Origin of the sequence: Rhodocista pekingensis, from assembly GCF_042665545.1 — a bacterium.
GTDB classification, from domain to species: domain Bacteria; phylum Pseudomonadota; class Alphaproteobacteria; order Azospirillales; family Azospirillaceae; genus Rhodocista; species Rhodocista pekingensis.
This window is the reverse complement of sequence record NZ_JBHTCM010000012.1, coordinates 36,206-58,797: the sequence shown is the minus strand read 5'-3', so window position 1 is coordinate 58,797 and position 22,592 is coordinate 36,206. Positions and strand designations below refer to the sequence as shown.

Here is a 22,592-nt window from a genome sequence, read left to right as displayed (position 1 = left end):
GTCAAAGCGGCAATTCCCGTAAAGACAGTGAGGACTCACATGAACAGCGCCTCACCCTGCAAACCGCTGTAGATTTGGGCAACCTCATTGCCATAGCCGTTGTATATCAGCGTCGGCCGCAGCTCATCGGTCCCAAGCATTCTTTCCTTTTCCTGACTCCAGCGCGGGTGCGGAACCCCGGGGTTGACATTGGCCCAGAACCCGTATTCCTGCGCATTCACAAGATTCCAGAAGGTCTCGGGCCGCTGTTCCATGAACCGTATGCGGACGATCGACTTGGCCGACTTGAAACCGTACTTCCAGGGCACGACCAGCCGCAGGGGGGCGCCATTCTGGCGCGGCAGCGGCTTGCCGTAGAGGCCGGTGGCGACGAAGGCCAGTTCGTTCGTCGCCTCCGCCAGCGTCAGCCCCTCCCGGTAGGGCCAGGGATACCAGCGCTGGCGCAGGCCCGGTGCCGCGTGGACATCGGCGCCGAAGGTGGTCAGCTCGACATGACGGGCCGAGCCCAGCGGCCGGGCGTACTCGACCAGGGCGCGCAAGGGAAAGCCGCTCCATGGCACGGCCATGGCCCAGGCTTCGACGCAACGGTGGCGGTAGAGCCGCTCCTCCAGCGGCATGGCCGCCAGCAGCGTGTCGATGTCCATCTGCATCGGCGTCTCGACCAGCCCGTCAATGACCACGGTCCAGGGGCGGATCGGCAGCTCCTGCGCCTGCCGCCAGATCGTCTTGTGCGAGCCGAACTCGTAGAAGTTCGTGTAGGTGGTCACCTCCCCCTCCGGGGAGAGGGGACGGTCCAGCGTGAAGGCGGGGTTGCGCGGCACCGGGTAGAGCCCGGCCGAGGGATCGGCCGGCGCCTCCGCACCGGCATCGCCGCAGCCCGCCAGCGACAGCGTGCCGGCCGCCATCGCCCCCAGCCCCGCCAGCCGCAGCAGCCGGCGGCGGTCCAGATAGACGGATTCCGGGGTCGCCTCGCGCTCCGGCATCTCCCAGCCACGTCGCCTCTTCAGCAGCATGCCCGTCTCCCTGTCCGTCGGTTCCGCCGCACCGGCCGACAGTCAGGGTGGGGCGCCGGGCACGGTCGTCAACCGGCCGCCCCCCGATGCCCGGCTCGATGCCCGTCCCAGCCCCCGTCAGGGCGCGCCGAAGCCGCCGCCGCCCGGCGTCTCGATGACGAAGACGTCGCCCGGCCGCATCTCCACCCGCGCGGTGCCGGGCAGCTTCTCCACCGTGCCGTCGCCGCGCTCCACCCGGGCGCGGCCGACGGCGCCCGACCCGCCGCCCACCAGCCCGGCCGGCGGCACGCGGCGGTGGTTGGAGAGGATGGCGGCCGTCATCGGCTCCAGGAAGCGCAGCCGGCGCACCACGCCGCATCCGCCGCGCTGGCGTCCCGCCCCGCCGGAGCCGCGGCGGATGCGGAAATCCTCCAGCAGCACCGGGAAGCGCCACTCCAGCACCTCCGGATCGGTCAGGCGGCTGTTGGTCATGTGGGTGTGGACGGCGTCGGTCCCGTCGAAGTCCGGCCCCGCCCCGGCACCGCCGCAGATGGTCTCGTAGTACTGGTGGCGGTCGTTGCCGAAGGTGACGTTGTTCATCGTCCCCTGCGAGCCCGCCAGCGCCCCCAGCGCGCCGTAGAGGGCATCCGTCACGGCCTGGCTGACTTCGACATTGCCGGCGACCACGGCCGCCGGGGGCCGCGGGTTCAGCATGGAGCCCTCGGGGATGACGATCTCCAACGGGGCGAGGCAGCCGTCGTTGAGCGGGATGTCGTCCTCCACCAGGGTGCGGAAGACATAGAGCACCGCCGCGCGGGTGATGGCGGCGGGGGCGTTGAAATTGCCCGGCTGCTGCGGGCTGGTGCCGGTGAAGTCGATGCGGGCGGCGCGGCGCGGGCGATCGATCCGCACCGACACGCGGACGACCGCACCGCTGTCCATCTCCAGCGCGAAGTCGCCGTCCTGCACCACGCCGATGACCCGGCGCACCTGCTCCTCGGCGTTGCGCTGGACGTGGTCCATGTAGGCGCGCACCGTCTCCAGCCCGAACAGGTCCACCATCTTCAGCAGCTCCGCGGCCCCGCGGGCGTTGGCGGCGACCTGGGCGCGCAGGTCGCCCAGGTTCTGCGCCGGGTTGCGCGCCGGCCAGCGGCCCCCCGTCAGCAGCGCCACCACCTCCGCCTCGCGCAGACGGCCGCCCTCGACCAGCAGGAAATCGTCGATCAGCACCCCCTCCTCCTCCAGCGTGCGGCTGTCGGGGGGCATGCTGCCGGGGGTGATGCCGCCGATGTCGGCATGGTGGCCGCGGCTGGCGACCCAGAACAGAAGCTCCGTCCCGGCCGCGTCGAACACCGGGGTCACCACCGTCACGTCGGGCAGGTGGGTGCCGCCGCGGTAGGGGTTGTTCAGCATCACGGCGTCGCCGGGCCGTAGGCCGTCGCCCCGGGCCGCGATCACCGCCCGCACGCTGTCGCCCATGCTGCCGAGATGCACCGGGATGTGCGGCGCGTTGGCGATCAGGCCGCCGCCGCGGTCGAACACGGCGCAGGAGAAGTCCAGCCGCTCCTTGATGTTCACGGAATGGGCGGTGTTCTCCAGCGCCAGCCCCATCTGCTCCGCGATGGACATGAAGAGGTTGTTGAAGACCTCCAGCATCACCGGATCGGCCTCGGTGCCGACGGCGACCCGCGCCGGCAGCGGCACGACCCGCTCCAGCACCAGCCCGCCGGCCGCGGTCACGCGGGCGCGCCAGCCGGGTTCCACCACCGTGGTGCCGGTCGGCTCGCGCAGGATGGCGGGACCGTCCAGCACCGCACCGGCGCCGAGCGCGCCGCGGTCGTGGACCGGCACGGTGCGGTGCTCCCCCGCCATCCAGGCGCCCACGGCGGCCAGCGGCACCGGCTTCCCGGCGGGCCCGGCAGGGGGCGGCAGGACCGCCTCGCCGCCGGCACGGCCCACGGCCTCCACCCCGGCCAGTTCCACCACCAGGGGGCGGTCGCCGGGATCGAAGCCGAAGCGCTGCCGGTGCTGCGCGGCGAAGCCGGCCCGCATCTCCGCCTCCGGCCCGAACGGCAGTTCCAGCGCCGTGTCCGTCCCCTGCACCTTGAGGTGCGCGCGGGGGTGCAGGACGATGGCCCCGATCCCCACCCCCTGGGCGAGCAGCTCGTCCGTCGCCGCCCGGCCGAGATCGGCCACCAGCGCGTCGAGCGACGGCATCAGGTCGGGCCCCAGCACCGCCTCCACCGCGCGGTCGCGCAGGGCGACCAGATCGGCAAGGCCGATGCCGTAGGCCGACAGCACCCCCGCCAGCGGGTGGACGAAGACGGTGCGCATGCCCAGCGCGTCCGCCACCAGGCAGGCGTGCTGCCCGCCCGCCCCGCCGAAGCACTGGAGCGCGTAGCGGGTGACGTCGTAGCCGCGCTGCACGGAGATCTGCTTGATCGCCTGCGCCATGTTCTCCACGGCGATGCGCAGGAAGCCATCGGCGATCTGTTCGGGGGCCAGGGCGCGGCCGGTCGCGGCCGCCACCTCCCGCGCCAGCGCGGCGAAGCGGTCGCGCACCACGGCCACGTCCAGCGGCTGGTCGCCGCCGGGTCCGAAGACGGCGGGGAAGAACTCCGGATGCAGCTTGCCGACCATGACGTTGCAATCCGTCACCGTCAGCGGGCCGCCGCGGCGGTAGCAGGCGGGGCCGGGATCGGCCCCGGCGCTCTCCGGCCCGACCCGGAAGCGGCTGCCGTCGAAGCGGCAGATGCTGCCGCCGCCCGCCGCCACGGTGTTGATCCGCAGCATGGGCACGCGCAGCCGCACCCCGGCCACCACCGTCTCCAGGCTGCGCTCGTACTCCCCGGCAAAATGCGACACGTCCGTGCTTGTGCCGCCCATGTCGAAGCCGATGATGCGGTCGAAGCCTTCCGCCGCGGCCGTGCGGGCGGCGCCGACGATGCCCCCGGCGGGGCCGGACAGGATGGCGTCGCGGCCCTGGAAATGCGCGGCCTCCGCCAGCCCGCCGTTGGACTGCATGAAGTAGAGCGGCACCCCCGGCAGCTCCGCCGCCACCTGCTCCACATAGCGACGCAGGATCGGGGACAGGTAGGCGTCGGCCACGGTGGTGTCGCCGCGGCCGACCAGCTTCATCAGCGGGCTGACCTCGTGGCTGAGGGAGACCTGCGGGAAGCCGATGCGGCGGGCGAGATCCCCCACCGCATGCTCATGCGCGGGGAAGCGGTAGCCGTGCATCAGCACCACGGCGCAGGCGCGGAAACCGTCCTCATAGGCCCGGCGCAGGCCGGCCTCCACCGCCGTCAGGTCCAGCGGCCGCAGCACCTCGCCCCGGGCGGCGATCCGCTCGGGCACCTCGACGACGCGGGTGTAGAGCTGCTCGGGCAGGTCGATGCGCCGGGCGAAGATGCGGGGCCGCGCCTGATAGCCGATGCGGAGCTGGTCGGCGAAGCCGGCGGTGACGGCGAGCACGGTCGGCTCGCCCTTGCGTTCCAGCAGCGCGTTGGTGGCGACGGTGGTGCCCATGCGGACCGCCGCGATGCGGTCGGCCGGCACCGGGTCCCCGGCCGCAAGGCCCAGCAGGTCGCGGATGCCCTGCACGGCGGCGTCGCGGTAGCGCTCCGGGTTCTCCGAGAGGAGCTTATGGGTGACGATGCCGCCGTCGGGGTGGCGGGCCACGATGTCCGTGAAGGTCCCGCCCCGGTCGATCCAGAACTGCCAGCGCCCCTCGGTCATCGCCCCTGTCCCCGTCCGTCGGAAAGGGTCGGAGTGTGCCCCGCGGATGCCGGCCGGGACAACCTGTCAGAAATCAGGAATCGGGCGTCAGGCCGCCCGCGCCGGTTCCCCCTGCCACTGGTCCAGCATCACGCTGAGCGGCAGGGTGGAGCGGTCCAGCGCCTCCTGCGCCAGCGTGATCGGGGTCGGCGGCGGCAGTTCGATGTGGCTGGAGACCTCGCCATAGGCGAAGGCGCAGGGCCCCAGCAGGGTGGTGGCGATGCGCTGCATGCGCCGGTTCTCCGGCAGGCAGACGACGCAGAGGCGGCGGATGCCGCGGTTGCGCGCAATGGTCAGGACACGGCGGACCAGGGTGGTGCCGATGCCCTGGCCCTGCCAGTCGTGTTCCACGCTGACGGCCAGTTCCCCCTCCTGCGCGCCTTCCCTCTCCAGCCGCAGTTCGGTGGCGCCGCGGATCTCCCCGCGCACGAAGGCGGCGATGATCACCGCGCGCGACCAGTCGATCCGCCGGCAATGGGCGTCCACCGCATCGTCGGACACCGCTCCCATGAAGCGGGCGCGGCGGTCATCCATCGACAGGCGCAGCAGGTGGGCGCGGTAGCTCCGGATCTCGGCCGGCAGAATCCTGCGGAAAACAGTCATTCTCGATCCTCTCGCATCGAAACCCGCCGTGGCAGGGCTCCTCCGGCACGCCGTCTTCAACGCTTCGCTTGCTGCGGCTGCGAATACGATATTGTGCAGTGCGATATAATAAGGAGTAAACACTTCGGCCAGCATGCCCGATCCGCGTTAGCCGCGGATGATGCAGGGCAATATGACGCAGCCCGGGGCGGCCCCGCCGAGGAGCGCCGGCCGGCCCCGCCCTGCGGCATTGGAAACCGCCCGACGGACCGCTATGGTGGGGGGAGCCGCCGTCGGGCGGCGTCTGCAAGCGCGGCAAGACGACAGCATGAGCATCTGGGGCAAGATCCTGGGCGGGGCCGCGGGCTTCGCCATCGGCGGGCCGTTGGGCGCGCTGCTGGGTGCCGTTGCCGGGCACGCGGTGGACGAGCTGCGCGCGCTGGACGAGCCGCAGGGAACCGACGACCAGGGCCGTCCCGACCAGACCAAGACCATCGCCTTCACCGTCGGCGTGATCGTGCTGAGCGCCAAGATGGCCAAGGCCGACGGCGTCGTTCACCGCAAGGAGATCGACGCCTTCCGGGAGGTCTTCAGCATCCCGCCGGAGGAGCTGCGCAATGTCGGCCGGCTGTTCGACCTCGCCAAGCGCGACAGTGCGGGCTACCAGCCCTATGCGCAGCAGCTTGCCCGCATGTTCCAGGACCGTCGCGCGGTGCTGGAGGACCTGCTGGGCGGCCTGTTCCACATCGCCAGGGCGGACGGCACCCTGCATGCGGCGGAGCTGACCTACCTGCATGCCGTCGCCCGGCTGTTCGGTTTCAGCGATACCGAGTACGAGCAGATCCGCCGCATCCACGGCGGCGCCGCGGCCGGCATCGCCGATCCGCTGGACGACCCCTACGCCGTCCTGGGCGTGCCGCGGAGCGCGGGCATGGACGAGATCAAGACGGCCTATCGGCGGTTGGTGCGGGAGCACCACCCCGACCGCGTCATGGCCCAGGGCCTGCCGCCGGAGTTCGTCGAGATCGCGCACGACAAGATGGCCGCCATCAACGCCGCCTACGACCGCATCGAACGCGACCGCGCCGCGGCCCGCACGCCCGGCGAGATCGCCACCCCCTGACCCGAGGGCCCATGGCCGCAACTCCTCCCCTGGTCGCCCTGCGGGGCGCCGTGATCGAGCTTGGCGCGACGACCCTGTTCCGCGACGTGGACGTGGGCATCGGGCGCGGCGACAAGGTCTGCCTCGTCGGCCGCAACGGCAGCGGCAAGTCCACCCTGATGAAGTGCCTTGCCGGTCTGGTCGTCCCCGACCGCGGCGAGCGCTTCGTGCAGCCGGGGGCGAAGATCGCCCATCTGGCGCAGGAACCCGACTTCAGCGCCCATCCGACCGTCGCCGACTTCGTCGGGGCCGGGCTGGACGAGCTGGCGCATTACCGGGTGGAAGCGGCGCTGGAGGCGCTGGACCTGCCCGGCGACCGCGCCTGCGCCACCCTGTCGGGGGGTGAATCGCGGCGCGCGGCCCTGGCCCGCGCCCTGGTGGGCGAGCCGGACGTGCTGCTGCTGGACGAGCCGACCAACCACCTGGACATCCCCACCATCGAGTGGCTGGAGCGCGAGTTGCAGTCCTTCCGCGGCGGGCTGCTGCTGATCAGCCACGACCGCGCCTTCCTGAACGCGCTCTCGCGCCGCACGCTCTGGCTGGACCGCGGCACCATGCGGGAGACGGAGCGGGGCTTCGCCGACTTCGAAACCTGGCGGGAGGAGGTCTTCGCCGAGGAGGAGGCCGCGGCGCACAAGCTGGACCAGCGCATCAAGGCCGAGCTGAAATGGATGTGGGAGGGTGGCATCAGCGCCCGCCGCACCCGCAACATGGGGCGCGTCCGCCGGCTCCAGGGCATGCGGCAGGACCGGGCCGAGCGCATCCGCTCCCGTCAGGTGACCATGGCGGTGGCCGAGGCCGACCTGTCCGGCCGGCTGGTGCTGGAGGCGGAGCGGATCGGCAAGGAATTCACCGGGCCGGAGGGCACGCGCACCATCGTGCGCGACTTCTCCACCCGCATCCTGCGCGGCGACCGGGTCGGGCTGATCGGGCCGAACGGGGCGGGCAAGACGACGCTCCTGAAGATCCTGACCGGGGAGATGGAGCCCGATTCGGGCAGCGTCCGCCGCGGCACCAACCTGGAGATGGTCATCTTCGACCAGCGCCGCGCCCAGCTCGCCCCGGAGGCGACGGTGAAGCAGGTGCTGCTGCCGGCCGGGGGCGACACCATCCTGGTCGGCGGCCGGCCGCGCCACATCGCCTCCTACCTCAAGGACTTCCTGTTCGATCCGTCGATGATGGACCAGCCGACGCGGGCGCTTTCGGGCGGCGAGCGCAACCGGCTGCTGCTGGCCCGGCTGTTCGCGCGGCCCAGCAACCTGATGGTGCTGGACGAGCCGACCAACGACCTGGACATGGACACGCTGGACCTGCTGGAAGAGGTGCTCGCGGACTACGAGGGCACGCTGCTGCTGGTCAGCCACGACCGCGACTTCCTGGACCGGCTGGTCACCTCCACCATCGCGGTGGAGGGCGACGGCGACGTGCAGGAATACGCCGGCGGCTACAGCGACTATCTGGTGCAGCGCCGCCCCGCCGCTGCCCAGGCCGCTCCGGCTCCGGCGGCGAAGCCGGTGGCCCCGGCCGCCGCAGCGCCGGCCCGGGCGAAGACCAAGCTGAGCTTCAAGGAAGCGCGCGAACTGGACGAGCTGCCCGGCCGGATCGACGCGCTGAGCGCCCGCATCGGCACGCTGGAGGCGAAGCTGGCCGACCCGGCCTTCTATACGAAGGACGCCGCCGGCTTCGCCCGGGCGACGGAGGACCTCTCGACGGCGCAGGCCGAACTGGCCGCGGCCGAGGACCGCTGGCTGGAGCTGGAGTCCCTGAAGGAGGAGCTGGGTCGATGACCCCGCTCCACATGCTCCAGGCGCTGACGGTGATGGCGATCTGGGGCTTCAACTTCGTCGTCGCCAAGGTGGCGATGACCGAATTCTCGCCGCTCCTGCTGATGACCCTGCGCTTCGCGCTGGTCGCGGTGATTCTGCTGCCGTTCGTGAAGCCGCCGCGGGGGCACTGGCGGCAGATGTTCCTCTATTCCCTGGTGATGGGGGGCATGCATTTCCCCCTGGTCTTCCTGGGCGTGCAGCAGGTGGACGCCTCCACCGCCTCCATCGCCATCCAGCTCCAGGTGCCGTTCGCCTCGATGTTCGCCGCCATCTTCTTCAAGGACCGGCTGGGCTGGCGGCGCGCCCTGGGCATGGCCGTGGCCTTCGCCGGCGTCGCCGTGATCGCCGGCGTGCCCGACGAGCGCACCAGCGTGCCGCATGTGCTGATGATCGTCGGCGCGGCGCTCGCCTTCGCCTTCTCCAACATCCAGCTCAAGTGGCTGGGCGGCATCGACTGGAAGACGCTGAACGCCTACATGGCGCTGTTCGCCGTGCCCCAGCTCCTGGCGCTGTCGCTCCTGTTCGAGTCGGGGCAGATGGAGCAGATCCGGAACGCCGACTGGCTGGGGCTGGGCTGCCTCGCCTATCTGGCGCTCCTGGCGACCATCCTCGCCTACGCCTTCTGGTATCCGCTGGTGCGGCGGTTCGACGTGAACCAGACGGTGCCCTTCCTGCTGCTGGTGCCGGTGTTCGGCGTCGGCGGCGGGGTGCTGACGCTGGGCGAGCCGGTGACGTGGCAGCTCGTGGTGGGCGGCCTGCTGACCCTGGGCGGAGTCGGCGTCATCATCGTCCGTCGGCCCCGCCTGACCCCGGCGCGGAGCACGACGTGAGCGGGTTCCGGCTGATCGACCTGCCTTCCCCCAACCACGGGCCGCGCCGGGCGGGAGCGGCCATCGACATGCTGGTGCTGCACTATACCGGCATGCGCACGGCGGAAGAGGCGCTGGAGCGGCTCTGCGACCCGGCGGCGGAGGTCAGCGCCCATTACGTGATCGACGAGGACGGCACGCTCTACCGGCTGGTGCGGGAGGACCGCCGGGCATGGCATGCCGGGCGATCCTTCTGGCGCGGCGAGCGCGACATCAACAGCCGCTCCATCGGGATCGAGCTGGTCAATCCCGGCCACGCCTTCGGCTACCGCCCCTTCCCCGAGGCGCAGATGGCGACGCTGGAGTCGCTGGCGGCCGAACTGGTGGCGCACTACCGCATCCCGCCGCTGCATGTGCTGGGCCATTCCGACGTGGCGCCCGCGCGCAAGGAGGACCCGGGCGAGCTGTTCGACTGGGCGCGGCTGGCCCGCGCCGGCATCGGCGCCTGGCCGGAGCCCACCGCGGACGACAGCGGCCCCTGGACGGGGGCGGAGGCGGCAGCCCTGCTGGAGGCGATCGGCTATGAGCCCCTGCCCGCCCCTGGGACGGCATGGGATGGGACGGCATGGGACGGAACGGCCGGACAGGCGCTGACGGCGTTCCGGCGGCACTGGCACCCGGCCGCACTGTCCGCCCCCCAGCGCCCCGATGCCGGAGACGTATGCCGGCTGCGCGCATTGGCGCGCATCGCCGCTGTTGCCTAGGCAGATCGAAGCGCCTAACTATCGCGCCACGCCAGACGGCCGGATGGCCGCCCTCCGGCAACGGGGAAACCCGCCGGGGGGAGGAAAGTCCGGGCTCCACGGAAGCACGGTGCCGGGTAACGCCCGGCGGGGGCGACCCCAGGGAAAGTGCCACAGAAAGCAAACCGCCCATGGTGCCCGCCTCCGGGTGGGACGGCATGGGCAAGGGTGAAAGGGTGCGGTAAGAGCGCACCGCGCCCCCGGCGACGGGGGTGGCATGGTAAACCCCACCGGGAGCAAGACCGAATAGGGGTGGCACGGCCGGGAAACCGGCCGAAGCGCGCTTCCGCGCAGCCGCCCGGGTGGGTCGCGTGAGGCGTCCGGCAACGGGCGTCCCAGAGGAATGGCCATCCCCCGGATACCGTCCAGCCCGCTGGATACGGTCCGGCGGACAGAACCCGGCTTACAGGCCGTCTGGCGTCTTGATTTTCCGCACGGCCACGGAATGCTTGCGGATATTTGCCCCTTCCGGGCACACGAAAACGGGTGGCGGAGCCACCGGAAACAGCCCGCGCAGGCAGGGGCGCCCCGGACGCAAGGCACGCGCAGGCTGAGGTTCAACGTCCGCCCACAATACGCCCAGCAAAATCGTGGCAGGGCCACAATATCTTGTGGCCTGCGACGACAGGTTCCGGCATGACTCCCCGATCGTGCGGCCTCCGGCCCCGACCGACTCCAGCCCGGCCCTCCCAAGGCCCGGAAGACTGCCCCCAAAGTCTCCCCAAGGGGTGACAAGCGGCGCAAAGAGATGCCGCCGATTTAATACTTTTTTAAAAAGGAACAAAAGACGAACACCCCCTGCCTCTCCAGGCAGGTTTGCGTGCTTTCCTAAATGGTTCCCGGAGTTCTCCCATTTTATCCCCAGGAATTCCCCAGACCTACCCACAGCCCCCCGAAAATTCTTGGCCGATCAGGCACTTTACTCTGCCGTCCCATTGACGCCCATAGCGTCCCATGGTATCCCAATCCTACCCATAAATCGGGAAGGTCGGCCCATTCCGACCCACTCCGCACCAGCGGGGCGGGCGGCGGTCGAGGAGGGGATTTCCGAAACAGGGTCGGCATCGGGGAGGTGCCGGATCGTGGGGGGCGATGGCGCTGTTCCTGTCCACATACGTCAACAAGGTTGACAAGAAGGGTCGGGTCTCGGTGCCCGCGCCCTTCCGCACATCCTTGGGGCATGTGACGGGCGGCGGACCGGTGGAGCTGATCGTCTTCCGCTCGCTCCAGGCCAATGCGCTGGATGCGTGCAGCATCGACTTCCTGGAGCAGCTCTCCCTCGCGCTCGACAATCCCGACATGCCGGAGGATCTGCGCGACACCATCGAGACGACGGTGTTCGGCGGTTCCGTCCGGCTCCAGATCGACCCCGAGGGCCGCATCATCGTCCCCGAGCCCTACCTGGAGTTCGCCGGAATCGGCGAAACCATCTCCTTCGTCGGCCGGCGCAAGACCTTCCAGCTCTGGGACCCGGCGGCCTTCGCCGCGCACGAGGCGCAGAGCCGCGACGTGGCCCGCGCCAACAACATCTCGCTCTCCACCGTGCTCGCCCGCACCTCGGCTCTGGCCAAGGGGGCGTCATGACGGTCGCTCCGACCCCGATGCCCGCCGAGGCCCCGTCGCTGCACATCCCCGTCCTGCGTGACGAGGTGGTGGTCGCGCTCGCCCCCCGCGACGGCGCCGTCCTGGTGGACGGGACCTTCGGTGCCGGCGGCTATACCGCCGCCCTGCTGGCCTCGGCCGCCTGCACCGTATGGGCGATCGACCGCGACCCCGCCGCGGTGGCCCGCGGGCATGCGCTGGCCGCCCGCCACCCCGGCCGGCTGACCATTCTTGAAGGCACCTTCGGGTCCATGGAGTCGCTGCTGGCCGCGCACGACGTCGCCCGGGTGGACGGCATCGCGCTGGACATCGGGGTCTCCTCCCCCCAGATCGACGACCCGGCGCGCGGCTTCTCCTTCCGCTTCGACGGCCCGCTCGACATGCGCATGGGATCGCATGGGCCGACGGCCGCCGACATCGTCAACGAATGGGACGAGGCGGAGATCGCCGACATTGTCTGGCGCTACGGCGAGGAGCGGCACTCCCGCCGGGTCGCCCGCGCCATCGTGGCGCGCCGGCGCGAGGCCCCGGTCACGCGCACCCTGGAGCTTGCCGAGATCGTGCGCGCCGTGGTGCCGAAGTCGAAGGACGGCATCGACCCCGCCACCCGCACCTTCCAGGCGCTGCGCATCGCCGTGAACGACGAGCTGGGCGAGCTGGAGCGCGGCCTTGCCGCGGCCGAGCGCCTGCTGGCCCCCGGCGGCCGGCTGGCCGTCGTCACCTTCCATTCGCTGGAGGACCGGGTGGCGAAGGAGTTCCTGCGCAGCCGCTCCGCCGCTGCCCCGGCCCCGTCGCGCCACCTGCCGGCCCCGGCCGACGCCCCGGCCCCGACCTTCCGCCTGATCGACCGGTCGGGCGTGACGCCCACGCCGGCGGAGCTGGCCGCCAACCCGCGCGCCCGTTCGGCCCGGCTGCGCAGCGCCGAACGCACCGCGGCCCCCGCCCGCCCGCCTTCCGGCCCCGCCCGTCGCCAGGGAGACGCCGCATGATCGGCAAATCCACCGTCGTCTGGATCGCCCTTGCCTCGCTGGCCAGCGTGATCCTCTACCAGACCAGCTACCGGGTGCAGGAGCAGGCGGAGAAGCTCTCCTCGCTGAACCGCCAGATCGTCGCCGAGCAGGAGGCGATCCAGGTGCTGCGGGCGGAATGGGCCTATCTCAACGATCCGACGCGGCTGGAAACCCTGGTGGCGCAGCACCTGCTGCTGCAACCCACCCGCGCCGAACAGATCGTCTCCCTGGACGCCATCCCGGAGAAGCAGCCCGAGATGCTGGCCACCGTCACGGTCCCCGTGCCGGCGCGCAAGCCCGGCCGCGCCGTGGCGCCGGCACGCAGCCCGAAGCCGGACACCTCCCGTCCCGGCGGAAGCCGCCCCGACGCCCCCGTCGTTCTCGCCACCTACGGAGCCCCCCGATGACCGACGCGCCCCTGTCGCTGACCGGCTTCGACATGACCGGCCTCGACCGCCCGCACGCGCCGCGGACGGAGCCGCGGGTCCGCTGGCAGCCGCACGGCACTCCGGCGCTGGAACAGGGACGCCACCGGCTGGTGGTGACGGCGGCCATGTTCGCGCTGGCCTTCGGCGCGGTGGGGCTGAAGCTGCTGGACGCGACGGTGCTGAGCCGCGGCGGCGAACCGGCGGTGGCGCGGGCTGCCGGCGCCAAGGCCCCGACCAGCCGCGCCGACATCGTGGACCGCAACGGCGTGCTTCTGGCCTCCTCGCTGACGACGGAGTCGCTGTTCGCCGACCCGAAGCTGGTGATCGACCCGAAGGAGGCGGCCCGCCGCCTGACCGAGGTGCTGGACGTCAAGGAACAGGACGTCCTGGCCGAGTTGCAGAGCGACAAGCGCTTCGTCTGGATCAAGCGCAACCTGACCCCGCGTCAGGTCTACGAGGTGAACCGCCTGGGCATTCCCGGTCTGGCCTTCCAGCGGGAGGAGCGGCGCATCTACCCGCAGGGCAGCCTCGCCGCCCATGTCGTCGGCTTCTCCGGCGTCGACAATGTCGGCCTGATGGGGATCGAGCAGGCGTTCGACCGCCGCCTGAAGGAGAACCAGGAGCCGCTGCGCCTGTCCATCGACGTGCGGTTGCAGCACATCCTGCGCCGGGAGGTGCAGACCGCCATCGATGATTTCCAGGCGATCGGCGGCGCCGGCATGGTCATGGACGTGAAGACCGGCGAACTACTGGCGATGATCAGCCTGCCCGACTTCGATCCGCACAATCCGCCGCCCCCGCAGGAGCAGCAGGACCTGGACCCCCGGTTCAACCGGAACACGCTGGGCGTGTATGAGATGGGCTCCACCTTCAAGATCTTCAACACGGCGCTGGCCCTGGAGTCGGGCCGGGTCAAGCTGCGCGACATGTTCGACGCGACGCGCCCGATCCGCATCGGCCGCTTCACCATTTCCGACTTCCATCCCGAGAACCGCTGGATGGACGTGGTGGACGTGTTCAAGCACTCGTCCAACATCGGCTCGGTGCGGATGGCCGAACAGGTCGGTCCCGTCGCCCAGAAGGAGTTCATGACGAAGCTGGGCTTCACCCGGCCCGCCTCGCTGGAACTGCCGGAGATGGGCTGGCCGATCATCCCCAATCCCTGGCGCGACGTGAACATGATGACCATCAGCTTCGGGCACGGCATGTCCGTCAGCCCGGTGCATCTGGTCACCGCCGCCGCCGGCGTGGTGAACGGCGGCATCATGCATCCGGCGACCCTGCTGAAGCGCGACCGCGACGCGGAGATTCCCGGCACCCGAATCGTCAGCGAGCAGACCAGCGACACGCTGCGCAAGCTGATGCGCGTCGTCGTCACCGAGGGCACGGCCAAGATGGCCGACGCGCCGGGCTATCTGGTGGGCGGCAAGACCGGCACGGCCGAAAAGGTCAAGAATGGCGGCTATGCCAGAAAGGCGCTCATCTCCTCCTTCCTCGGCGTGTTCCCCATGAACGACCCGAAATACGTGGTCTACGTGATGGTGGACGAGCCCAAGGGGAACAAGAAGAGCTTCGGCTATGCCACGGGCGGCTGGGTGGGTGCCCCCACGGGGGGGCGCATCGTGGCCCAGACCGGCCCGTTGCTGGGCGTCCGTCCGCAGGACGCGCAATCGCCCGAGATCATCCATGCCCTTGCCATCAATCCCGTCGAGTCTCCGGCCGTCGCCCAGGTGGCGTCCGTCCCGGCGGGCGGTTCCGGGGGGCGATGATGCACCCCCGGACACCCCACCCGCGATGACCCGACCGACATGAAGAAGCTCTCGGACATCATGGCCTCCCGCACAGAAATCGCCGTCTCGGCCCTGGCGCTGGAAAGGGACCCGCCGATCACCGCCCTGACCGCCGATTCGCGCAAGGTCGTGCCCGGAACGCTGTTCGCAGCGTTGCCGGGCACACGCCATGATGGGCGGGACTTCATCGCCCAGGCCGTGGCGGCGGGGGCGTCGGCCGTGCTGGCCCCGAAGGGCACGGTACTGCCGCCGGGCTGCGAGCATGTCGCCCTGATCGAGGACTTGAACCCGCGGCGGCGGCTGGCGCTGCTGGCCGCGGCCTTCTACGGGGCCCAGCCGCACCGCATCGCGGCGGTGACCGGGACCAACGGCAAGACCTCCACCGCGCAGTTCACGCGGCAGATCTGGGCCGGGCTGGGCCACCGCAGCGGCGCCATGGGAACGCTAGGTCTGGTAGCCGATGGCTTTCCGAACATCGAGACCTTGACGACACCCGACCCTGTCGAGCTTCATAGGCTCCTCGCAGAGCTCGCCCGCGGCGGCGTGACCCATCTGGCGATGGAGGCCTCGTCGCATGGACTCGACCAGTTCCGGCTGGACGGGGTGCTGGTGACGTGCGCCGGCTTCACCAACCTGACGCGTGACCATTTGGACTACCACCGCACCATGGAGGCCTATTTCCAGGCCAAGGCGACGCTGTTCGAGCGCGTCATGCCGCAGGGTGCCGTGGCCGTGCTGAACGCCGACACGCCGCAGTTCGAGGCGCTGGCCGCACTCTGCCGCTCGCGCAAACAGACGGTGATCGGCTACGGCGAGCGCGGCCGCGAGCTGGCCCTGCGCGGGGCCCGGCCGCTGCCGCACGGCCAGCAGGTGGAGATCGAGGTGTTCGGCACGCGCCACAGCCTGGAACTGCCCCTGGTCGGCAACTTCCAGCTCTGGAACGCGCTCTGTGCCCTGGGGCTGGTGATCGGCTCCGGCGAGGACCCGGCGGCGGCGGCGGCGCAGCTCGCCCGTCTCACAGGGGTGCGCGGCCGCCTGGACCTGGTGGCGCGTCTCAAAAATGGCGCGGCCGTCTACGTCGATTACGCCCACACGCCCGACGGGCTGGAAACGGTTCTGAAAGCCCTGAGGCCGCATACCGTCGGCCGCCTGGTCGCCGTGTTCGGTGCCGGCGGCGACCGCGACCCGGGCAAGCGCCCGCTGATGGGCGAGGTGGTGGCGCGGCTCGCCGACCGCGCCATCGTCACGGACGACAATCCGCGCAGCGAGGTCCCGGCGGCGATCCGGGCGGCCATCCTGGCCGCCTGCCCGGACGCCACGGAGATCGGCGACCGTGCCGAGGCCATCGAAGCCGCCATCGCGGGGCTCGCGCCCGGCGACGTGCTGGTCATCTGCGGCAAGGGGCACGAGCAGGGACAGATCGTGGGAACCGAAGTGCGACCGTTCGACGACGCCGCCGTTGCGCGCGCCGCCGTCGGCAGGCTCAACGTGTGACGGGGTGCAGGCCATGAAGACGCACAACGGCTCCGACGTGCTCTGGACAGCGGCCGACGCCGCCGCCGCCACGAACGGCCGCCATCCGACCCGGCGCACCCCGGGGCACTGGATGGCGACGGGCGTCTCCATCGACAGCCGCACGCTCCGGCCCGGCGACCTGTTCGTCGCGCTGAAGGGGCCCAACTTCGACGGCCACGACTATGTCGGCGACGCGCTGGCGCACGGGGCCGCGGCGGCGCTGGTCTCCCGCCTGCCGGGCAACGTGCCGCCCGAGGCGCCGGTGCTGCTGGTGGAGGACACCCTGGCGGCGCTGGAGGATCTCGGCCGCGTCGCCCGCCTGAACGCCCGCGGCAAGGTCATCGCCGTCACCGGATCGGTCGGCAAGACCGGCACGAAGGAGGCGCTGAAGCTCTGCCTGGACGCCCAGGGCCCGACCTTCGCCACCCAGGGCAGCCTGAACAATCACTGGGGTGTGCCGCTGTCGCTGGCCCGCTTCCCCGCCGACGCGCACTACGGCGTCTTCGAGCTGGGCATGAACCATGCCGGCGAGATCGGGCCGCTGTCCCGCATGGTGCAGCCGGACGTGGCGATCATCACCACGGTCGAGGCGGTGCATCTGGAGTTCTTCGCCAGCGTCGAGGGCATCGCCGACGCCAAGGCCGAGATCTTCGAGGGCATGACGCCGACCGGCACCGCCATCCTGAACCGTGACAACCCGCACTTCGCCCGGCTGGTCGCCGCCGCCCGCACCCAGGGCCTGACCCGGATCTGGAGCTTCGGCACGCAGGAGGGGGCGGACGCGCACCTGCTGGAATGCTCGCTGCACGCCACCTCCTCCGCCGTCACGGCCAGCATTCGGGGCGAGCGCATCCAGTACTGCCTGTCCCTGCCCGGCCGGCACCATGTCATGAACAGCCTCGCGGTGCTGCTCGCTGTCGCCGCGGCGGAAGCGGACGTGGCCGCCGCGGCGCGGCAGCTCTCCCAGCTCGCCCCGATCAAGGGTCGCGGCCTGCGCCGCCGGGTGGCTCTGGCCAAGGGCAGCTTCACCCTGATCGACGAGAGCTACAACGCCAGCCCCGTCTCCGTCGCCGCCGCCGCCACCGTGCTGGGCAGGACCGACCCCGGCGCGGGCGGCCGGCGCATCGCCGTGCTGGGCGACATGCGCGAGCTGGGCGCGCAGGCGCCCTCGCTGCATGCCGGGCTGGCCGACCAGTTCCGCCGCGCCGGCGCCGATCTGGTGTTCTGCTGCGGCCCGAACATGAAGTTCCTGTTCGACCGCCTGCCCGCCGCCCTGCGCGGCCGCCACACCGAGGACAGCGCGGCGCTGGCGCCGCTGGTGGCGGATGCGGTGCGGGCGGGCGACGTGGTGATGGTGAAGGGATCGGCCGGCAGCCGCATGAGCCGGGTGGTGGACGCGCTTCTGGCGCTCGACCACGGGGATCAGGCGGCGGAGGCACCGGCCGCGGTCGCCGCCGGTTCGGCGAGCTGAGGACGACATGCTGTTCAACCTGCTCTATCCGCTGGCGGACGAGTTCCAGATCTTCAACCTGTTCCGGTACATCACCTTCCGGACGGGCGGAGCGATGGTGACCGCGCTGCTGATCAGCTTCGTGATCGGACCGCGGGTGATCCGCTGGCTGAAGTCGGTGCAGGGAGAGGGCCAGCCGATCCGCACCGACGGGCCGGAGACCCACCTGAAGAAGAAGGGCACGCCCACCATGGGTGGGCTGATGATCCTGATCGCGGTGATCGTCAGCACGCTGCTCTGGGTGGATCTGGCGAACGTCTACACCTGGATCGTCCTGCTGGTGACGGTCGGCTTCGGCCTGATCGGCTTCGGCGACGACTTCCTGAAACTGACCAAGCGCAACACCAAGGGCCTGTCGGGCAAGCTCAAGCTCGCCTGGACCATCGCCATCGCCGGTATCGCCGCCACCTGGTACATCGCGGTCACGCCGCACCCGCTGGACACCGGCTTGGCCGTTCCCTTCTTCAAGGATCTGCTGGTCAATCTCGGCTGGTTCTTCATCCCCTTCGCCATCCTGGTCATGGTCGGGGCCAGCAACGCCGTGAACCTGACCGACGGGCTGGACGGTCTCGCCATCGTGCCGATCATGATCGCGGCGGCGACCTTCGGGCTGATCGCCTACCTGTCGGGCAACGCCATCTTCGCCGGCTATCTCCAGATCCACCATGTCCCCGGCACGGGCGAGCTGGCCGTGTTCTGCGGCGCGCTGGTCGGGGCGGGGCTGGGCTTCCTCTGGTTCAACGCGCCGCCGGCCATGGTCTTCATGGGCGACACCGGCTCGCTCTCCATGGGCGGCGCGCTGGGTGCCGTCAGCGTCATGACCAAGCACGAGCTGGTTCTGGCCATCGTCGGCGGCCTGTTCGTGCTGGAGGCGGTGTCGGTGATGGTGCAGGTCGCCAGCTTCAAGCTGACCGGCAAGCGCGTCTTCCGGATGGCGCCGATCCACCATCACTTCGAGAAGAAGGGCTGGTCGGAGCCGACGGTCGTCATCCGGTTCTGGATCATCGCCGCCATCCTGGCGTTGATCGGCCTCTCCACCCTGAAGCTGCGGTGAGGGCCGGATGATCGACCTCTCCTTCCTTGCCGGCCAGCGTATCGCGGTGATGGGGCTCGCCCGGTCGGGCCTCGCGGCCGCGATCGCGCTCGCGCGTGGCGGCGCCGAGGTGCTGGCCTGGGACGATGCCGAGGCCGGGCGCACCGCGGCCACCGCCGCCGGTCTGCCGCTCACGGACCTGCACCGGGCCGACCTGACGGGGGTGACGGCGCTGGTGCTTTCGCCGGGCATCTCGCACACCTTCCCCGCCCCGCACCCGGTGGCCGCGCGCGTGCGCGCCGCGGGCATCCCGATCATCGGGGACGTGGAACTGCTGCGCCGCGCCCGGCCGGAGGCGACCTATCTCGGCATCACCGGCACCAACGGCAAGAGCACGACGACGGCGCTGACCGGCCACATCCTGGCCACCGCGGGGCGGCGCCTCCAGGTCGGCGGCAACCTGGGCACCCCGGTGCTGACCTTCGACGCGCTGGGCGCGGGCGACGTCTACGTGCTGGAGATGTCCAGCTACCAGCTCGAACTGACGCCCTCGCTCGGCTTCGATGCGGCGGCACTGCTGAACATCACGCCCGACCACCTGGACCGCCACGGCGGCATGGACGGCTATGTCGCCGCCAAGCGGTTGGCCTTCCGCCCCGCCCCGTCCCCGCGGCCCGCCCTGCCGGTCGCCGTGATCGGCGTGGACGACGCGCACTGTGCCGCCATGGCCGACGCGCTGGAGGCCGAGGGCGGTCGCCGCGTCGTCCGCATCTCCGCCGAACGGGCGGTGGCCGGCGGCGTCTCCGCCCCCGACGGCGTGCTGGTGGACGACAGCGAGGGCCGCGCCCTGGCCGTGCTGGACCTGCGCGACTGCCCGTCGCTGCCCGGCCGGCACAACTGGCAGAACGCCTGCGCCGCCTATGCCCTGGCGCGCGCCGCCGGGGTGGCGCCGGACGCCATCGCCGCCGCCATCCGCAGCTTCGCCGGTCTGGCCCACCGCCAGCAGGCGGTCGCCACCATCGACGGCGTCCGCTTCGTCAACGACAGCAAGGCGACCAACGCCGACGCCGCGGCCAAGGCCCTGGGCTGCTACGACGCGATCCACTGGATCCTGGGCGGCAAGCCGAAGGAGGGCGGGCTGGAGGGCCTGGACGCCTTCATGCCGCGGGTCCGCCACGCCTTCCTGATCGGCGCCGCGACGGAGGAGTTCGCCTCCTGGCTGGCCGCCCGCGGGGTGCCGCACACCCGCTGCGGCACGATGGAAACGGCGGTGCCCACGGCCTTCCGCTCGGCGCTGGCCGGGGGCGAGCCGGGGGCCGTCGTGCTGCTCTCGCCCGCCTGCGCGAGCTTCGACCAGTATCCGAACTTCGAGGTGCGCGGCGACCACTTCGCCAAGCTGGTAGAGGCGATGAAGGAGGCCGGCCGATGAGCTTCACCTTCGCCCGCACCGACCATTCCCTGCTGGGCCGCTGGTGGTGGACCGTCGACCGCTGGACGCTGGCGGCGGTGGTGCTGATCGCCGCCATCGGCGTGGTGCTGATCCAGGCCGCCAGCCCCGCCGTGGCGGAGCGCATCGGCCTGACCACCTTCCACTTCATCGAGCGGCATCTGCTGCTGCTGCTGCCGGCGCTGGGCGTGATGGTGGGCGTATCGCTGCTGTCCCCGCGCGGGGTGCTGCGGCTGTCGGTGGGATTGTTCCTGCTGTCGCTGGTCGGGATCGCGCTGACCCTGGTGGTCGGGGTGGAGATCAAAGGCGCCACCCGCTGGCTGCACCTTCCCGGCCTGTCGGTGCAGCCGTCGGAATTCGTGAAGCCCGCCTTCGCCGTCGTCGCGGCGTGGCTGTTCGCGCTACAGCGCAGCCGCGACGGCTTCCCCGGCATCCCGGTCGTGGCCGGACTGTTCCTGGTCACGGTGGCGATGCTGCTGATGCAGCCGGACCTGGGCCAGACCTTCGTCATCACGGCCGTCTTCGCCGGGCAGTTCTTCCTGGCGGGCCTGCCGGTGCTGCTGGTGGCGGGGCTGGTGGTGCTGGGCATCTCCGGCCTTGTCGGCGCCTATTTCCTGCTGCCGCATGTGCAGAGCCGCATCGACCGCTTCCTCGACCCCGCCGCGGGCGACAACTACCAGGTCGCCCGCGCCATGGAGGCGTTCGAGAAGGGCGGCCTGTGGGGCACCGGCCCGGGCCAGGGGTCCGTCAAGATGACGATCCCCGACGCCCATGCCGACTTCATCTTCGCCGTCGCCGGGGAGGAGCTGGGCCTGCTCTGGTGCCTGCTGATCGTCGGCCTGTTCGCCTTCGTCGTGCTGCGCGGCTTCGCCCGCGCCTTCAACGACCAGAGCCTGTTCGTGCTGCTGGCCGCGTCGGGCCTGTGCATGCAGTTCGGCTTGCAGTCCCTCATCAACATGGGGTCCTCGCTGCACCTGATGCCGACCAAAGGCATGACGCTGCCCTTCATCAGCTACGGCGGGTCCTCGCTGATCGCGCTGGGCATCGGCATGGGCATGCTGCTGGCGCTGACGCGCCGCCGCTTCGGACCGGGAGACATGGTATGAGCCCGAATCCCATCGTGCTGGCGGCCGGCGGCACCGGCGGCCATCTGTTCCCCGCCGAGGCGCTGGCCCGCGAACTGCTGGAGCGCGGCCACCGGGTGGTGCTGGTGACGGACGTGCGCGGCACGGCCTTCGGCGACGCGCTGCGCGACGTGCCGGTCCACCGCATCCGCTCCGCCACCCTGGGCGGCGGGCTGCTGGGCAAGGCGCGCACGGCGCTGGAGCTGGGCATCGGCACGCTCCAGGCGCGCCGCCTGCTGGCGCGGCTCGCGCCGGCGATCGTCGTCGGCTTCGGCGGCTATCCGTCCTTCCCGGCGGTCTATGCCGCCGCCGGCCTGCGCATCCCGGTGGCGATCCACGAGCAGAACGCCGTCATGGGCCGCGCCAACCGGATGCTGGCGCGGCGGGCCCGGCTGATCTGCACCTCCTTCCCGGAGGTGCAGGGCATGGACAATGTGGACCGGGCGCGCGCCGTGCGGACCGGCAACCCCGTCCGGCCGGCCGTGCTGGTCCTGCGCGACCGGCCCTACGAAGCGCCCCTGCCGGGCGGCTCTCTCAACATCCTGGTCACCGGCGGCAGCCAGGGCGCCACCGTGTTCGGGGAGATCGTGCCGCGCGCCGTGGCGATGCTGCCGGAGGACCTGCGCCTCCGCCTGGGCATCGTGCAGCAGGCGCGTGCCGAGAACCTCCAGGCGGCCCGCGACGGGTACGCGGCCCTGGGCGTCCAGGCCACCCTGGCCCCCTTCTTCCGCGACCTGCCGGAACGGCTGGCCCGCTGCCACCTGATGATCGGCCGGGCCGGCGCCTCCACCGTGGCGGAGCTGACAGTGGCCGGCCGGCCGGCGATCCTGGTGCCCTACCCGCACGCCACCGACGACCACCAGACCGCCAACGCCCGCGCCCTGGCCGCGGCCGGCGGCGCCTGGCTGATGCCGCAGCCGGAGTTCACGGCCGAGGCGCTGGCGGCACGGCTGACGGCGCTGCTGACCGATCCGACGCCCCTGGCCCCGGCCGCGGCGGCCGCGGCCGCCTGGGGCCTGCCGGACGCCGCCCGCCGACTGGCCGATGCCGTGCTGGGCGCCGCCGGCCTGGGCAACGGTCGGACCACCCCGGACAGCCAGATGCGAGCCGCCGAATGAGCGCCCCGATGCCCGTCCCGGCAGTTCCCACGCCCGCCGGCCCCAAGCCCGCCGGCCCCGTCCG

The 22,592-nt window shown here is 71.4% G+C and carries 17 protein-coding genes and 1 other RNA gene; 15 read left to right on the top strand and 3 right to left on the bottom strand.

Going from position 1 to position 22,592, the window contains the following annotated elements:
- Positions 1-35: 35 nt before the first annotated feature.
- The 3 genes from msrP to ACFQPS_RS13275 form a co-directional block, all read right to left on the bottom strand.
- Entirely contained in the window at positions 36-1,013 is a 978-nt protein-coding gene (msrP, locus tag ACFQPS_RS13285) for a protein-methionine-sulfoxide reductase catalytic subunit MsrP (protein WP_377359716.1), read from the bottom strand.
- Positions 1,014-1,130: 117 nt separating this feature from the next.
- Complete coding sequence (locus tag ACFQPS_RS13280) at positions 1,131-4,730, bottom strand: hydantoinase B/oxoprolinase family protein (RefSeq protein WP_377359715.1); 3,600 nt, start codon at positions 4,728-4,730, stop codon at positions 1,131-1,133.
- A gap of 87 nt (positions 4,731-4,817) precedes the next feature.
- Positions 4,818-5,372: a GNAT family N-acetyltransferase gene (locus tag ACFQPS_RS13275; protein ID WP_377359714.1), complete on the bottom strand. Its 555-nt coding sequence runs from the start codon at positions 5,370-5,372 to the stop codon at positions 4,818-4,820.
- A gap of 307 nt (positions 5,373-5,679) precedes the next feature.
- Here ACFQPS_RS13275 and ACFQPS_RS13270 point away from each other — a divergent pair, with 307 nt between their 5' ends.
- The 15 genes from ACFQPS_RS13270 to murG all read left to right on the top strand — a co-directional run bounded on the left by ACFQPS_RS13270 (position 5,680) and on the right by murG (position 22,528).
- The gene (locus ACFQPS_RS13270) at positions 5,680-6,474 is read left to right on the top strand and encodes a TerB family tellurite resistance protein (RefSeq protein WP_377359713.1); all 795 of its coding nucleotides are present in this window, start codon (positions 5,680-5,682) and stop codon (positions 6,472-6,474) included.
- Between the two features lie 11 nt (positions 6,475-6,485).
- Entirely contained in the window at positions 6,486-8,300 is a 1,815-nt protein-coding gene (locus ACFQPS_RS13265) for an ABC-F family ATP-binding cassette domain-containing protein (RefSeq protein ID WP_377359712.1), read from the top strand.
- Positions 8,297-9,169: a DMT family transporter gene (locus ACFQPS_RS13260; protein ID WP_377359711.1), complete on the top strand. Its 873-nt coding sequence runs from the start codon at positions 8,297-8,299 to the stop codon at positions 9,167-9,169. The genes ACFQPS_RS13265 and ACFQPS_RS13260 overlap by 4 nt, the downstream gene beginning before the upstream one ends.
- Complete coding sequence (locus tag ACFQPS_RS13255; RefSeq protein ID WP_377359710.1) at positions 9,166-9,912, top strand: N-acetylmuramoyl-L-alanine amidase; 747 nt, start codon at positions 9,166-9,168, stop codon at positions 9,910-9,912. The genes ACFQPS_RS13260 and ACFQPS_RS13255 overlap by 4 nt, the downstream gene beginning before the upstream one ends.
- Before the next feature lie 31 nt (positions 9,913-9,943).
- Positions 9,944-10,373, top strand: an RNA gene (rnpB, locus tag ACFQPS_RS13250) — RNase P RNA component class A.
- Positions 10,374-11,043: 670 nt separating this feature from the next.
- Positions 11,044-11,535 carry a division/cell wall cluster transcriptional repressor MraZ gene (locus tag ACFQPS_RS13245; protein ID WP_377359709.1) on the top strand — a complete coding sequence of 164 codons (492 nt, stop codon included), beginning with the start codon at positions 11,044-11,046 and terminating at the stop codon, positions 11,533-11,535.
- Entirely contained in the window at positions 11,532-12,542 is a 1,011-nt protein-coding gene (gene rsmH / locus ACFQPS_RS13240; protein ID WP_377359708.1) for a 16S rRNA (cytosine(1402)-N(4))-methyltransferase RsmH, read from the top strand. Before ACFQPS_RS13245 ends, rsmH begins: the two co-directional genes overlap by 4 nt.
- Positions 12,539-12,970 (top strand): cell division protein FtsL, encoded by a 432-nt coding sequence (gene ftsL / locus ACFQPS_RS13235; protein WP_377359707.1) that lies wholly within the window; start codon positions 12,539-12,541, stop codon positions 12,968-12,970. Before rsmH ends, ftsL begins: the two co-directional genes overlap by 4 nt.
- A complete protein-coding gene (locus ACFQPS_RS13230; RefSeq protein ID WP_377359706.1) occupies positions 12,967-14,760 on the top strand; it encodes a peptidoglycan D,D-transpeptidase FtsI family protein in 1,794 nt (597 codons plus the stop codon). Before ftsL ends, ACFQPS_RS13230 begins: the two co-directional genes overlap by 4 nt.
- 39 nt (positions 14,761-14,799) lie before the next feature.
- The gene (locus ACFQPS_RS13225; RefSeq protein ID WP_377359705.1) at positions 14,800-16,275 is read left to right on the top strand and encodes a UDP-N-acetylmuramoyl-L-alanyl-D-glutamate--2,6-diaminopimelate ligase; all 1,476 of its coding nucleotides are present in this window, start codon (positions 14,800-14,802) and stop codon (positions 16,273-16,275) included.
- Positions 16,276-16,288: 13 nt separating this feature from the next.
- Complete coding sequence (locus ACFQPS_RS13220) at positions 16,289-17,767, top strand: UDP-N-acetylmuramoylalanyl-D-glutamyl-2,6-diaminopimelate--D-alanyl-D-alanine ligase (protein ID WP_377359704.1); 1,479 nt, start codon at positions 16,289-16,291, stop codon at positions 17,765-17,767.
- Between the two features lie 7 nt (positions 17,768-17,774).
- Positions 17,775-18,860: a phospho-N-acetylmuramoyl-pentapeptide-transferase gene (gene mraY / locus ACFQPS_RS13215; protein WP_377359703.1), complete on the top strand. Its 1,086-nt coding sequence runs from the start codon at positions 17,775-17,777 to the stop codon at positions 18,858-18,860.
- A 7-nt stretch (positions 18,861-18,867) separates the two neighbouring features.
- Positions 18,868-20,268 (top strand): UDP-N-acetylmuramoyl-L-alanine--D-glutamate ligase, encoded by a 1,401-nt coding sequence (gene murD, locus ACFQPS_RS13210; RefSeq protein ID WP_377359702.1) that lies wholly within the window; start codon positions 18,868-18,870, stop codon positions 20,266-20,268.
- A complete protein-coding gene (locus tag ACFQPS_RS13205) occupies positions 20,265-21,392 on the top strand; it encodes an FtsW/RodA/SpoVE family cell cycle protein (protein WP_377359700.1) in 1,128 nt (375 codons plus the stop codon). The genes murD and ACFQPS_RS13205 overlap by 4 nt, the downstream gene beginning before the upstream one ends.
- Entirely contained in the window at positions 21,389-22,528 is a 1,140-nt protein-coding gene (gene murG, locus ACFQPS_RS13200) for an undecaprenyldiphospho-muramoylpentapeptide beta-N-acetylglucosaminyltransferase (protein ID WP_377359699.1), read from the top strand. The genes ACFQPS_RS13205 and murG overlap by 4 nt, the downstream gene beginning before the upstream one ends.
- Positions 22,529-22,592 lie beyond the last annotated feature (64 nt).

Excerpts from the sequence above, each read along its gene's own strand:
- ACFQPS_RS13270 (WP_377359713.1), top strand. The coding sequence starts at position 5,680 with ATGAGCATCTGGGGCAAGATCCTGGGCGGGGCCGCGGGCTTCGCCATC.
- murG (WP_377359699.1), top strand. The coding sequence starts at position 21,389 with ATGAGCCCGAATCCCATCGTGCTGGCGGCCGGCGGCACCGGCGGCCAT.
- ACFQPS_RS13260 (WP_377359711.1), top strand. The coding sequence starts at position 8,297 with ATGACCCCGCTCCACATGCTCCAGGCGCTGACGGTGATGGCGATCTGG.
- murD (WP_377359702.1), top strand. The coding sequence starts at position 18,868 with ATGATCGACCTCTCCTTCCTTGCCGGCCAGCGTATCGCGGTGATGGGG.
- rsmH (WP_377359708.1), top strand. The coding sequence starts at position 11,532 with ATGACGGTCGCTCCGACCCCGATGCCCGCCGAGGCCCCGTCGCTGCAC.
- ACFQPS_RS13230 (WP_377359706.1), top strand. The coding sequence starts at position 12,967 with ATGACCGACGCGCCCCTGTCGCTGACCGGCTTCGACATGACCGGCCTC.
- ACFQPS_RS13220 (WP_377359704.1), top strand. The coding sequence starts at position 16,289 with ATGAAGACGCACAACGGCTCCGACGTGCTCTGGACAGCGGCCGACGCC.
- ftsL (WP_377359707.1), top strand. The coding sequence starts at position 12,539 with ATGATCGGCAAATCCACCGTCGTCTGGATCGCCCTTGCCTCGCTGGCC.
- mraY (WP_377359703.1), top strand. The coding sequence starts at position 17,775 with ATGCTGTTCAACCTGCTCTATCCGCTGGCGGACGAGTTCCAGATCTTC.
- ACFQPS_RS13205 (WP_377359700.1), top strand. The coding sequence starts at position 20,265 with ATGAGCTTCACCTTCGCCCGCACCGACCATTCCCTGCTGGGCCGCTGG.
- ACFQPS_RS13265 (WP_377359712.1), top strand. The coding sequence starts at position 6,486 with ATGGCCGCAACTCCTCCCCTGGTCGCCCTGCGGGGCGCCGTGATCGAG.
- ACFQPS_RS13280 (WP_377359715.1), bottom strand. The coding sequence starts at position 4,730 with ATGACCGAGGGGCGCTGGCAGTTCTGGATCGACCGGGGCGGGACCTTC.
- msrP (WP_377359716.1), bottom strand. The coding sequence starts at position 1,013 with ATGCTGCTGAAGAGGCGACGTGGCTGGGAGATGCCGGAGCGCGAGGCG.
- ACFQPS_RS13275 (WP_377359714.1), bottom strand. The coding sequence starts at position 5,372 with ATGACTGTTTTCCGCAGGATTCTGCCGGCCGAGATCCGGAGCTACCGC.
- ACFQPS_RS13245 (WP_377359709.1), top strand. The coding sequence starts at position 11,044 with ATGGCGCTGTTCCTGTCCACATACGTCAACAAGGTTGACAAGAAGGGT.
- ACFQPS_RS13225 (WP_377359705.1), top strand. The coding sequence starts at position 14,800 with ATGAAGAAGCTCTCGGACATCATGGCCTCCCGCACAGAAATCGCCGTC.